General features: G+C 37.0%; 8 protein-coding genes and 5 tRNA genes. 11 read left to right on the top strand and 2 right to left on the bottom strand.

The window, feature by feature from the left end:
• The first annotated feature begins 80 nt into the window (after positions 1–80).
• The 4 genes from lon to E2R68_RS06515 all read left to right on the top strand — a co-directional run bounded on the left by lon (position 81) and on the right by E2R68_RS06515 (position 5,557).
• Entirely contained in the window at positions 81–2,438 is a 2,358-nt protein-coding gene (gene lon / locus E2R68_RS06530) for an endopeptidase La (RefSeq protein ID WP_134276697.1), read from the top strand.
• 154 nt (positions 2,439–2,592) lie between these two features.
• The gene (locus E2R68_RS06525) at positions 2,593–2,868 is read left to right on the top strand and encodes an HU family DNA-binding protein (RefSeq protein ID WP_025565236.1); all 276 of its coding nucleotides are present in this window, start codon (positions 2,593–2,595) and stop codon (positions 2,866–2,868) included.
• Positions 2,869–2,945: 77 nt separating this feature from the next.
• Positions 2,946–4,844 carry a SurA N-terminal domain-containing protein gene (locus E2R68_RS06520; RefSeq protein ID WP_134276696.1) on the top strand — a complete coding sequence of 633 codons (1,899 nt, stop codon included), beginning with the start codon at positions 2,946–2,948 and terminating at the stop codon, positions 4,842–4,844.
• Between the two features lie 167 nt (positions 4,845–5,011).
• A complete protein-coding gene (locus tag E2R68_RS06515; protein ID WP_166738821.1) occupies positions 5,012–5,557 on the top strand; it encodes a type II secretion system protein in 546 nt (181 codons plus the stop codon).
• A gap of 65 nt (positions 5,558–5,622) precedes the next feature.
• Here the strand turns inward: E2R68_RS06515 and E2R68_RS06510 are convergent, their stop codons facing one another.
• Positions 5,623–6,210: a thymidine kinase gene (locus E2R68_RS06510; protein ID WP_134276694.1), complete on the bottom strand. Its 588-nt coding sequence runs from the start codon at positions 6,208–6,210 to the stop codon at positions 5,623–5,625.
• A 109-nt stretch (positions 6,211–6,319) separates the two neighbouring features.
• On the opposite strand from E2R68_RS06510, the gene E2R68_RS06505 reads away from it, so the two are divergent.
• Complete coding sequence (locus E2R68_RS06505; RefSeq protein WP_134276693.1) at positions 6,320–6,931, top strand: DsbA family protein; 612 nt, start codon at positions 6,320–6,322, stop codon at positions 6,929–6,931.
• Positions 6,932–7,015: 84 nt separating this feature from the next.
• Here E2R68_RS06505 and gltX read toward each other — a convergent pair whose 3' ends face one another.
• The gene (gene gltX / locus E2R68_RS06500) at positions 7,016–8,440 is read right to left on the bottom strand and encodes a glutamate--tRNA ligase (RefSeq protein WP_134276692.1); all 1,425 of its coding nucleotides are present in this window, start codon (positions 8,438–8,440) and stop codon (positions 7,016–7,018) included.
• A 274-nt stretch (positions 8,441–8,714) separates the two neighbouring features.
• On the opposite strand from gltX, the gene E2R68_RS06495 reads away from it, so the two are divergent.
• The 6 genes from E2R68_RS06495 to E2R68_RS06470 all read left to right on the top strand — a co-directional run.
• Positions 8,715–8,790 (top strand) — tRNA-Val (locus tag E2R68_RS06495).
• A gap of 46 nt (positions 8,791–8,836) precedes the next feature.
• Positions 8,837–8,912, top strand: a tRNA-Val gene (locus E2R68_RS06490).
• Between the two features lie 31 nt (positions 8,913–8,943).
• Positions 8,944–9,019, top strand: a tRNA-Val gene (locus E2R68_RS06485).
• Positions 9,020–9,057: 38 nt separating this feature from the next.
• A tRNA-Val gene (locus E2R68_RS06480) sits at positions 9,058–9,133 on the top strand.
• A 25-nt stretch (positions 9,134–9,158) separates the two neighbouring features.
• A tRNA-Val gene (locus tag E2R68_RS06475) sits at positions 9,159–9,234 on the top strand.
• Positions 9,235–9,654: 420 nt separating this feature from the next.
• Positions 9,655–13,405 (top strand): cadherin-like domain-containing protein (locus E2R68_RS06470; RefSeq protein ID WP_134276691.1); only part of this gene is annotated, 3,751 nt, incomplete at its 3' end.

Raw genomic sequence — 13,405 nt, 5'->3', positions numbered from 1 at the left:
AGTATTAAACTTACTTAAAATATTTTTACTCATGTATTCATTTCCGTATATTTATTTTCAATCCTTTTTCTGGAGACAATATGAAATTAGAAACAGATCAGCTGTTGACGCTACCTGTCTTACCACTCCGTGATGTTGTAGTTTACCCACACATGGTTATTCCATTATTTGTCGGCAGAAAAAAATCGATTAGCTGTTTAGAAGCTGCGATGGAGCAAGGCAAAAAAGTATTATTAGTTGCACAAACAGAAGCGTCTTTAGATGATCCTAAAATAGAAGAGCTTTATTCGATTGGTACTGTTGCTAATATTTTACAATTATTAAAATTACCTGATGGTACGGTTAAAGTGTTAGTGGAAGGCGTACAGCGCGCTAACATTATGCGTAATATTGAGCACGAAGAATACTTTTTTGCAGAAGCTGAATTGTTAGAAAGTGAATCGGTTGATGAGCAAGAAGAAGAAGCGCTTATTCGTAGTGTGCTTGGTCAATTTGAGTCTTATATCAAACTAAATAAAAAAATACCGCCAGAAGTATTAGCATCAGTTAATGGTATTGATGAGCCTGAACGCCTTGCAGATACGATTGCTGCACATATGCCATTAAATTTAGAAGATAAACAAGCTGCTTTAGAACTAACTAGTGTGACTGAACGTTTTGAGTTCCTTATGGGAATGATGGAAAACGAAGAAGATATTTTGAAAGTTGAAAAACGCATTCGTAGCCGTGTTAAAAAACAGATGGAACGAAGCCAACGTGAGTATTACCTAAACGAACAAATGAAAGCGATTCAAAAAGAGTTAGGTGATAGTGAAGATGGGCAAAGTGACCTTGACCAACTTGCTGACAAAATTGAAGCCGCTGGTATGTCAGATGAAGCAAAAGAGAAAGCATTATCAGAATTTAAAAAATTAAAAATGATGTCACCAATGTCATCAGAAGCAAGCGTGATTCGCACCTACATTGAAAGTTTAGTTAATGTACCGTGGAAAAAACGTAGCCCGGTTAAAAAGAACTTAGCACGAGCACAAGAAATATTAGATGAAGATCATTACGGTTTAGAAAAAGTTAAAGAACGGATTTTAGAATATCTAGCAGTTCAAACTCGTATCAATAAACTAAAAGGGCCTATTTTATGTTTAGTTGGTCCTCCAGGTGTTGGTAAAACCTCATTAGGGCAGTCTATTGCTCGCTCTACTGGACGTAAATACGTTCGTATGGCGTTAGGTGGTGTTCGTGATGAAGCTGAGATCCGTGGTCATAGACGTACTTACATCGGCTCTTTACCGGGTAAGTTAATTCAGAAAATGACTAAAGTTGGCGTTAAGAACCCATTATTTTTATTAGATGAAATTGATAAAATGGCGTCTGATATGCGAGGTGATCCTGCATCCGCTTTATTAGAGGTGTTAGATCCAGAGCAAAATAATAGCTTTAATGATCATTACCTTGAAGTTGATTATGATTTATCGGATGTTATGTTTGTTGCTACCTCTAACTCAATGAATATTCCAGGTCCTTTATTAGACCGAATGGAAGTAATTAATTTATCTGGCTATACGGAAGATGAAAAACTAAATATTGCTAATCATCACTTGCTAAGTAAGCAAGTAAAACGTAATGGTTTAAAAGCATCTGAAATTTCAATTGATGACAGCGCAATTATTGGCATCGTTCGTTATTACACGCGTGAAGCGGGTGTACGTGCATTAGAGCGAGAAATCTCTAAAATCTGCCGTAAAGTGGTTAAAGATATTTTATTAGACAAAAAACTGACAAAAGTAGAAGTCACGATAGATAACTTAAAAGATTACTTAGGTGTGCGTCGTTACGATTTTGGTAAAGCTGATTCAGAAAATCAAGTTGGACAAGTAACAGGTCTTGCATGGACATCAGTTGGTGGTGATTTACTGACCATTGAAGCAACCTCTGTACCAGGTAAAGGTAAATTAACCTATACAGGTTCATTAGGTGATGTCATGAAGGAGTCGATTCAAGCTGCAATGACAGTGGTACGTGCTAAAGCTGAAGAGTGGCGTATTAATAGTGATTTTCATGAAAAACGTGATATTCATGTACATGTACCAGAAGGGGCTACGCCAAAAGATGGACCAAGTGCTGGTGCCGCAATGTGTACGGTATTAATTTCTAGCTTAACAGGCATTCCTGTTCGCGCAGATGTTGCTATGACCGGAGAAATTACATTACGCGGTGAAGTATTGCCTATCGGTGGCTTAAAAGAAAAATTATTAGCTGCTCGCCGTGGTGGAATTAAAACGGTATTAATACCATTTGAAAATACTCGAGACCTAGAAGAAATCCCAGATAACATCAAAGGACAGTTGGAAATTAAACCAGTCCGTTGGATTGATGAAGTATTAGAGATTGCTTTACAAGATAGCATCAAAGGCTTTTCTGTTGAAAAAGTCGACAAATAGGTGATAAACCGCATAAAATAAGGGCTACGTAGCTAATTTTATTCAAATTTACTTGCTTGAATTTAAATAGAGAAGTAGCCTAGAGGCAGAATTTTTTACAATGTGCCATTCAACATTAAATAGCACCAATTTATTATAGACAGGGGATTTACAAATGAATAAAGGACAATTAATCGATAACATCGCTGAAAGCGCAGATATTTCTAAAGCTGCTGCTGGTCGTGCATTAGACGCATTTATTGATAGTGTGACGACTGCTTTGGTTGAAGGTGACAGCGTATCTCTAATCGGTTTTGGTGCTTTCTCAGTTAAAGAACGTGCTGCTCGTACTGGTCGTAACCCACAGACTAATGAACCAATCCAAATTGCTGCAGCAAAAGTGCCTGCATTTAAAGCGGGTAAATCATTAAAAGATGCTATCAACGTTTAAAACTTGTTAGTTGAAGTTATGCATTAAGCGCGTCCTATGATGCGCTTTTTTGTTTTAAGTATTAAAGAGTAAATATTATGTTAGAAAGAATGCGCGAAGGCTCACAAGGTATTGTCGCTAAATCAATTTTAGTTGTGATAATCCTTTCTTTTGCCTTGGCTGGTGTGAGTGGTTATTTAGGTTCTACTTCAGAAAATGCTGCCGTAACCGTAAATGGCGAAGCGATTTCACAACAAAGTGTTGATCAAGCTTATCAAAACGAAAGAGCTAATCTGCAACAACAATATGGCGAACAATTTGATTTAATCGCTTCAAATCCAAACTTTGCACAACAAGTACGTGCACAAGCGACACAAACACTGATTACTGAACGTTTAATTGCACAAGCAGTTGAAAACATGGGATTACGTGTGAGTGATGATCAAGTTAAAGAAGCGATTAGAGCAATGCCTGAATTTCAGGTTGATGGCAAATTTAATAATGACGTGTATCTTTCTTTATTACGTAATAATAATTTATCGCCAGCACAATTTAGTGAAAACTTTAAACGCGATTTAGTACGTATTCAGTTATTACAATCATTAGTTGGTAGTGAATTCATTTTGCCGTTTGAAGTTGAGCAAGCTGATCAATTACAAGGCCAAAAACGTGTAGCTCGTATTTTAAATATTAAAAGTAGCAAATTTAATTCTGAACAACCTGCAACGGAAGATGAGCTTAAAGCATTTTACAATGATAATAGCCAATTATTCCAAGAACCTGAAAAAGTAAGTGTTAATTACATTTTATTAGATTCTACGGCACTAAGTGCAGATGTGAAAATAAGTGATGAAGATATTCAACATTATTACGAATTACATGAAAGTGATTATCAACGTGTTGAACGTCGTAAAGTGGCGCATATTTTCATTCAAGGTGATAGCGCAAAAGCTAAAGCTAAGGCAGAAGCTATTTTAGCTGAAGTTAATGAAGGAGCTGATTTTGCTAAATTAGCAAAAACTAAGTCTGATGATGCTTACTCTGCAAAAAATAACGGTGAGTTAGACTGGTTTGAGCGTGGGGTAATGGATCCTTCATTTGATGAAAGTGCATTTGCATTAACTAAAGATGCACCTATTTCTGGTGTTGTTCAGTCTGAGTTTGGTTACCATATTATTAAGTTACTTGATGTTCAAGAAAGTACGATACAACCATTAAGCGAAGTAAAATCTCAAGTTGCTGAAACTCTACAACAAGAGAAAGTACGAGACGTTTACGATGAGTTATATCAACGTTTAAGTGAAGTAGCATTTGAATCGCCAGATAATCTTGAAGAAGCATCTGCTGAAGTTGGTCTCGAGATTCAAAAAACCGATCTATTCTCTGCTGAGAACGTACCAAGTGAATTAAACAATAATGCTGTATTAAGCAAAGTATTTGATCATAACTTCCGTCAAGATGGCCTAAATTCAGAGATTATTGAATTAAGTGATTCACAAGCGGTTGTAGTACGTGTAAACGATTATAAAGCAGCAGCAACTAAACCCTTAGCAGATGTTTCTGAACAAATCTCATTGCAATTAAAAGAGCAAAAAGCGGCTAATGCAGCAAAGGAATTTGTTGATTCATTAATGGCTAAATTAGCGGCTGGTGAATCTGTTTCTAGTGAATTAGCAGCTAAAAAAATTAGCTTTGATTCGCCATTAACATTTACTCGTTATACTCGTGACCATGATAGTCAAATCGTTCAACGATTATTCGAGCTAGCTAAACCTGCAGAGAACAAAGTAACTCGAGATTATGTTGTGACAGCACAAGGTGATTTTGCAGTTATCGAGTTAACTAAAGTGATTGAACTTGATGCAAGTAAAGCTGATAAAGAGACAACTGCTCAATTAGCAACAATGCTAGAGCGAAGTTCTTCTGAAGCAACTTACCAAGCATTAGTGACTTTATTATTAAGCAATGCAGAAATTACTTACCCTAATGCAGGCTAATTAAATAAAAGGTAGTTAATTTTTATAAGCGACTCACAGAGTCGCTTTTTTTTACTCTTAATTTAATGTTTTAAATGTAAAATAAATATTACTTTTCTACTGATTTGTGATTATTTATGATTATAGCAGCGACTCATGCTCAATTAAAAAGGGATCACAATTTACTGTTGTCTAATAAAACTACTAGTGAATCTCTTCAGAATGGATTTACCTTAATTGAATTAGTGATTGTGATTGTTATTTTGGCTGTTTTAGCGAGCACTGCATTTGCTAAATTTAATAATTTAGCAACGGAAGCCCGTATTGCCACGGTACATGCAATGCAAGGTGCAATGAGCTCAACGGCTTCATTAGTACAAATGAAGTTAAACATTGAAAATGTTAAAGATGGATTTATTACTTTAAATGGGAACCCAATAGCAGTGAATGATGGATACATTACCGGTCATTGGAATAATGCATGGCGTTATGCACTAGATGTGGGACAAGAGATTACTTTTACTAAAATTGCTGATGAATGTACTGTGAATGAAATCTGTGGAGTGGGTAATCAAAGAACGGCTGATGGTATTCCTATCTCGACAAATGGCAGCAAAGGTTTAGTACTAATTTGGTTGAAAGGGATGAAATTAGAGGATTTATGTTATGCCTTTTATTACAACCCTAATAATGGTGATGCCCCTACAACTGGCTCAGTGACCACTGGTTGTTGAATCTATTGTTATTATGAATTGAATAGGGTAGTTGATTGACCCTATCATTTTATTGTTATTGTTTATTACTCTTGGTTATCCCAAAAGACTTCTCTAAAGTGTTTACGACAAACTGAGACATAACTTTCATTGCCACCTATTTCAACCTGTGCACCTTTATGTATTGCTTGACCATGTTTATCTAATCGTAAGATCATATTTGCCTTGCGCCCACAATGACAGATGGTTTTTAATTCAACTAATTTATCTGCCCAAGCTAATAAATATTGGCTACCTGGAAATAGTTCACCTTGAAAGTCTGTTTTGATGCCGTAACATAATACGGGAATATCTAAAATATCGACTACATAGGTTAATTGTTTGACCTGTTCTTTGCTTAAAAATTGTGATTCATCGATTAAAATACAATGTTGCTTTTGTTGCAGATCTACTGCCGTGATCATTTCCGCTAAATTATCCGTATCATTAAAAATATGAGCAGCACTTTCTATCCCAATACGAGATGACACTTTCCCAACACCAGAGCGGTTATCGATAGCAGCGGTCAATACAAATGTATTCATACCACGCTCTTGATAGTTGTAAGAGGATTGTAATAATGATGTTGATTTACCGGCATTCATCGCTGAATAATAAAAATAGAGTTGTGCCACCATGAATTCCTGTTATTGATAGATTAATAAAAAACTTTGCTTATAGTACCATCAACTTAATATTTTACATTCTGATCCGTATCAAGATGCTTCAAAGAGGAAGTTACCCATGAGTAAACCTATTTTATATTATGTTTATGACCCTATGTGTAGTTGGTGTTGGGGTTATCGAGATACTTGGCTTAAATTATCAGAGGTTTTATCCGATAAAGTATCTATACATTATCAGCTAGGTGGTTTAGCGCCTGATTCTGACGTGGAGATGCCACTTGATTTACAGCAATCGTTACAAAGTATTTGGCACAATATTCATGTTCAATTAGGCACGCAATTTAATTTTGATTTTTGGAGTAAATGCACTCCGCAACGTTCAACTTATCCAGCTTGTCGACTTTGTTTAATTGCCCGTAAAAATAATAAAGAAAAGGAAATATTATTTGCTATTCAGCAGGCTTATTATTTACAAGCTAAAAATCCATCAATAACTAATGTGTTAATTAATTTAGCAGAAGAGGTGGGCTTAAATAGAAAAGATGTTGAGCAACAACTTCATGATGAGAAGCTGAATACAGAATTGATGCAAGAAATCTCTAATAGCCGACAATTCCCGATTCAAGGATTTCCATCATTAGTCTTAGCTATTAATGGACAAAATATTCCAGTGGATATCGATTATAGGGATTGGAAAAAAACGTATTCTCAAATAATGAATCTAATGTAATAAAATACAAACAACTTCATAAAAAAGCCCGCTAAGTATGAGAAATAACTTAACGGGATTTGTCGTATTTAATGGTATTAGTGTTTATGCTGCACTTTCACGTGCTTCAATAAATGCAATAGCACGAGAGATACGCTCTACGCTTCTTTTTTTACCGATTAATGCTAAAGTCACATCAAGAGAAGGGGACTGACCTGCACCTGTAATAGCAACACGTAATGGCATGCCGACTTTACCCATGCCTACTTCTAATTCAGTTGCAGTGTCTTCAATAATTTGATGTAAATTTTCAATAGCCCAATCATCAGTTGCTTGTAGTTTCGCTTGCACAAGTACTAATGCTTCTTTTGCTACTGGACGTAAATGTTTTTTCGCAGCAGTTGCATCAAATTCCTTATATTCTTCATAAAAGTAACGACTAGAATTTGCTAATTCAACTAATGTTTTTGCTCGTTCAGCTAATGCAGTAACCACTTCAGTTAAAGCGGGACCATTAGTTGTGTCGATATTTTGTTGATCCATATGCCATTGCAAATGACCTGCAACATATTCTGGATCTGACGTTTTAATGTAATGGTTATTTAACCACAATAATTTATCAGTATTAAATGCAGAAGCTGATTTACTAACATGATCAAGACTAAATAAATCAATCATTTCTTGTTGAGAGAAAACTTCTTGATCACCGTGAGACCAACCTAAACGTACTAAATAGTTGTTTAATGCATTTGGTAAGTAACCTTCGTCGCGATATTGCATAACTGATACTGCACCGTGACGTTTAGATAATTTTGCACCATCATCACCTAGGATCATTGAGCAATGTGCAAAAGAAGGAACTGGAGCACCTAGTGCTTCATAAATATTAATTTGACGAGGTGTATTATTGATGTGGTCTTCACCGCGTACTACATTGGTGATCCCCATATCCCAATCATCAACGACAACACAGAAATTGTAAGTAGGTGAGCCGTCGCTACGGCGAATAATAAGGTCATCTAATTGATCATTTGCAATTTCGATATTACCGCGGATCTCATCATTAAAAACAACTGAGCCATCTTTAGGATTACGAAAACGGATAACACAAGGTTGATCTTCAGTAGCAGCTTGATTAACAGCAATAATTTTTGGATGGTTAGCATCATAACGAGCCATCTCTTTATTCGCTTCTTGTTCAGCACGTATTTCATCTAATAGCTCTTTTGGTGCGTAACATTTATAAGCTTTATCTTCTGCTAATAGTTGCTCAACCATTTCGTTGTAACGATCAAAACGTTTAGTTTGGTAATAAGGACCTTCATCCCAGTCCAACCCTAACCATTTCATGCCTTCTAAAATCGCATCAACCGCTTCTTGAGTAGAACGTTCTATATCGGTATCTTCAATACGTAATACGAATTGACCACCTTTACTTTTTGCATGTAACCATGAATAAAGTGCAGTACGCGCACCACCAACGTGTAAATAGCCTGTTGGGCTAGGGGCAAAACGAGTTTTAACTGTCATGAAAAAGCTTCCTTATAATACAGCTTGAAGAGTAATGTGTTTATTTTAACGGAACGCCACCTAATTACATTAACTATTTACATAGAAGCCATATTTGCTTCAGAAAAAACAAATAATTGTAAATAATAACCGTTTATTGATTACCCTTTGAGCAGTCAGCCATAAAAGCACAATTTTATTAAAAAATGGCTTGACTGAAAAAAGGCGATCCCTATAATACGCCCCACAAACAACGGCAATCAATTTTATGTTTTAGTTTGTTTTTAAGTAATATGGGCGATTAGCTCAGTTGGGAGAGCATCGCCCTTACAAGGCGAGGGTCACTGGTTCGAACCCAGTATCGCCCACCATATTGCTGAATTCTTCAAAAGAATTAAAAGATTGAACTTTGAAAGTGGGCGATTAGCTCAGTTGGGAGAGCATCGCCCTTACAAGGCGAGGGTCACTGGTTCGAACCCAGTATCGCCCACCACTTTCGAAGATTGTTAATAGTAAATAAAGATGGGCGATTAGCTCAGTTGGGAGAGCATCGCCCTTACAAGGCGAGGGTCACTGGTTCGAACCCAGTATCGCCCACCATCTTTAATTACATTATTATTAACAGCAATAAATATCATGGGCGATTAGCTCAGTTGGGAGAGCATCGCCCTTACAAGGCGAGGGTCACTGGTTCGAACCCAGTATCGCCCACCATGATATTTATAAAAGATTTAAAGATGGGCGATTAGCTCAGTTGGGAGAGCATCGCCCTTACAAGGCGAGGGTCACTGGTTCGAACCCAGTATCGCCCACCATCTTTAATCACATTTCTATTGTTTTTTTCTAGTTTTTCTTTCATTTATAAATCCCCTTTAAACATTTTTAATAAATATTTCCGGCTTCTTTTACATTATTTAAAATTAATTTGTTGTATATCTTGAATATTCTCATCTATTAAACCTCTATTTTTTCAATCTTATTATTTCTGTTTTTCACGCATTTTTCTGAATCGTATAAAAGGTCAAATACAGCTTTTCTTTATTTGACTAATGCCTTTGATTTATTTGACTAAAATGCATGTTTCTATTACTTTAGATAGGTATTTATATTTTTTTGCTTAATGTTTTTTGGGAATGATCAAACTGCATTAAATAAGTAATTAAAATGACAAATTTTTTCTAAAATATTGAATAGAAAATGTCTTAATTGTGACGACATGGTGTTGGGGTAGATAGATGGATAAGCAAAACAATTTAAGTGACAAAGCTGAATTAGCGTCGACCGAAGAACAGCTTAATTTAAATGATGAGAAACTTGATGAAGCTAAAGAAACTATCGCCTCAGCGACAGAAAAAGTCGAAACCGTAGATAACGATGAAGATACAGCTGTAGTTGACGTTGAAGATATTGATGCTCTATTAGCTATAGAGGAAGATGTTTTTGATTTAGATATCGATACTGCTGCCGGTGAGTTATCAAATGGAGGTAGTTCTTCTGCTGTTCAGTTTGAGCGGGATGGACAAGAAACAATTGTTACTACTGAATTTAATACTACTTCTTTCAGCCTATCTTTTGCACCGATTGAAAAATTTTCTGATTCAAATTTTGCGAGACCATCATTTTCATTATTAGATGATTCAGCATCACCTTCTCCAAGTGATAGCCCTTTTTCAGTGCAGTTAACCGATAATTTTGTAAATGGGGTGAGTTATTCAACTTCATCTGGTTTATCTGGGATAACTGGCGACTCAGGTGTATCAGGGGAATTGAAATATATGGCGGGTGATGTAATTACATTAACCGTTGGGAATGTGATTGTCGCTGAATTTAGTGCTGATGTCATACAAGGTGATATTTTGTTCTTACAAGATATTGCAGGTACTGAACTGTCAGATAATAATAGCCAATATGTAGAGAATATGGCTATTTTCCTACAAGCGTTAGATAGTGATCTAACTGATTCAACGCCTTCAGATGAACTATTGCAAACAAATCAATTAGCGAATACTGATTCAAGTTATGCGTCTAACATCACTATTACTGAAGAGGTTCGTGATGCATTAAGTAATTACATCGATAAAACCACTGGAGAGCCTTTATTGCTTTCTACTTCAGGTAAAGAGATGCTTTCTCAGGTATTGGCTGAGCTTGGTATTGAATTTACTCGTGAATCAGAATTAGATAAATCAGGTGAAGGGAATAATGTTTTTGAAAGTATTGCGATGGAGCATGTTGCAGATACGATCCAAGACTTGGCTGGTGATCGAACTCCTGATAGCGCAGATGAACGAATAGTTGATACTTTAGATGTGCCTGGCGCATTAATTACCTATCATTTTGATGATGCCAATGGTGTTATCAATTTTACTAGTGATGATCTATTAGTTGGGGCTGTTGGCCAACAGGTAGTCACTGAAAATTTAGTTGTTGATAATGTGAAATTGTCAGCCGATTTTTCTCATATTGGTGAGTTAGTTGATAATGGTGATGGTCAATACTCAGTTGTTTTATTCGAAGGAATTACAGGAAAAGACCTCGAAGGTTTATCGATAGATTATAGAGTCGAAGACTGGACTGTAAGCCGTGATGTTACATCCGAAAGTTTAGATCTTTACAAATCTCATCTATCAAGTGATATCGCAGATGTAAATGAAGGCGATGGATATAATCAATTTACATTAAACAGTTCATTAGTTTTTGATGAAGATAGTGCATTAACAATTAACTTTACCAGTGAGTTATTAAGCGAACAGTTAACGGAACAAGTTTTATCTGAATTAACAGCCTTAGGCAAAGAGGCTCAATTTGAAAATGGTGTTTTAAACATTGCAGAATACGCAGACGATTATACCGTTCCAGTAGAGTATTCAAATGATGGTGGAGAAACATGGAATACTATGACAGTGGTATCTCTTGATACATCTAGTGATATCCCTCGTCCTATTTTCGGTTTTGAACTAGCCACCGGCAATCAAAGTATTGAAATTCGTATTCCTATTTTCGATGATGTTGAAATAGAAGCGACAGAGTACTTCAGAGCAGAAGTATCAGGTGATAATTTCTATGACGAAACGTTAATATTTGCTATAGAAGATAACGACTCGACACCGAGTCAATTACCAACACTTGATATTGATTATGTATTGGCATCAGAAGGGCAAAGTGAAGCTGTTTTTACTGTTACGTTAAGTGAAGTCAGCAGTGAAATAGTCACTGTCAAATATAGTACACAAGAGCTTTCTGCGTTATTTGGTGAAGATTTTACTGCGGTGGAAGGAACAATTACTTTCTTACCTGGTGAAACGACAGCGACAATTTCTATTCCAATTATCGATGACTTTATAATTGAAGATTCACCTGAATTTGCTTTGGTTAATTTATCGGATGCGACTAATGCGATTATTACTGATGGACAAGGTACATTGCGTATCTTTGATAATGACTTACCTGTCAACCTATCTGTTTCTGATGCTCAAATTAATGAAGGGGATGTAGCAAGCTTTATTATCGATTTAGATAAACATGAAGACATTAGTAGCTTTATCTTATTAAACATTTCATTAAGTTCAGAACAAGCTGATTTAAGTGACTATGACCCATCAAGTATTAAAGCTTTTTATGGTGATCCAAGTTCCCCTCAATATTTAGCATTTGCTCAAAGCGGTCATGTCATCATTCCTATCAATGTTGATTCAATAACAGTTGTTGTTAATACCCTTGATGATGGACTTGTTGAGAGTACTGAACAATTAACCCTAACTGCGAAAATTGGTGATAATCAAGCAAGTGGTACTGTAACTATTGTCGATAATGATACTCCTCCTAATGTTGGTGAAGTAACGGTAGGCAATGTAATCGATAGTATTGTAGAAGGTACTACGAATAACACCACTGTTATTGGTATTGCCAATGTGACGAACCCCGATGACCTGAGTATTACTTATGTAATTAGCGATACAGATAACTACAGTATTGATCCGTCAACGGGTGTCATTACTTTAACTGATGCAGGTGTGCTACTAGTTAATAGTGGTAACGATCTACCAGACTTTACCGTAGAAGCGACGAGTCCAAATGCTATTAGTGGAACGTCAGATGTTGTTAACCCTGCAGATACAACAGACGTAGATGATGGCTTAACGGTATCGGTTGATAACGTTATTAGCAGCATCACAGAAGGCACGGCTGATAACAACACCGTGATTGCTCAAGCGAGCTCTACGAACCCTGATAACTCTGATATTACTTACGCTATCAGTGATGAAACCAACTACGTTATTGATCCTGTTAGTGGACAAGTTACCTTAACGCCAGCGGGTATTGCGTTGATGAATACAGGTCAAGATTTACCTGACTTCACTGTGACAGCGACAAGCTCAACGGGTGATACGGGTACCTCAGGCATTATTGATCCTGCTGATACTACTAATGTCAACGATGGTCCGACACTTACAGCTGCGAATGGCAGTCTGGATGAAGACAGTGGCTCAGTGACAGTGGCATTTACGGCAGCAGATGTTGATGGCACAGTTACGACGACTGCAACGGTGCCTGCTGAGCAAGGTACGGTTGTCGTTGATAACGAAAATGGGACTTATACCTTCACACCAGCCGAGAACTTCAATGGTGATGCAACTATTACCTTAGTGACCACCGATGATGACGGCGCGACGGCGAGTACTATCTCAACCGTGACAGTCAATGACGTTAACGACGGTCCGACATTTACTGCTGCGAATGGCAGTCTGGATGAAGACAGTGGCTCAGTGACGGTTGCGTTCACGGCCGCAGATGTTGATGGCACGGTTACGACGACTGCAACGGTGCCTGCTGAGCAAGGTACGGTTGTCGTTGATAATGAAAATGGGACTTATACCTTCACACCAGCCGAGAACTTCAATGGTGATGCGACTATTACGCTAGTGACTACCGATGATGATGGCGCTACGGCAACGACTACATCAATCGTGGCAGTCGGTGATGTGA

The organism is Psychromonas algarum (assembly GCF_004376845.1).
Taxonomy (GTDB): domain Bacteria; phylum Pseudomonadota; class Gammaproteobacteria; order Enterobacterales; family Psychromonadaceae; genus Psychromonas.
Note: the sequence above shows the minus strand (reverse complement) of the source record. Positions and strands in the feature narration are given on the sequence as shown.

Bases quoted from the DNA above. Each gene is read 5' to 3' on its own strand.
- E2R68_RS06505 (WP_134276693.1), top strand. From the start codon at position 6,320: ATGAGTAAACCTATTTTATATTATGTTTATGACCCTATGTGTAGTTGG.
- gltX (WP_134276692.1), bottom strand. From the start codon at position 8,440: ATGACAGTTAAAACTCGTTTTGCCCCTAGCCCAACAGGCTATTTACAC.
- lon (WP_134276697.1), top strand. From the start codon at position 81: ATGAAATTAGAAACAGATCAGCTGTTGACGCTACCTGTCTTACCACTC.
- E2R68_RS06525 (WP_025565236.1), top strand. From the start codon at position 2,593: ATGAATAAAGGACAATTAATCGATAACATCGCTGAAAGCGCAGATATT.
- E2R68_RS06520 (WP_134276696.1), top strand. From the start codon at position 2,946: ATGTTAGAAAGAATGCGCGAAGGCTCACAAGGTATTGTCGCTAAATCA.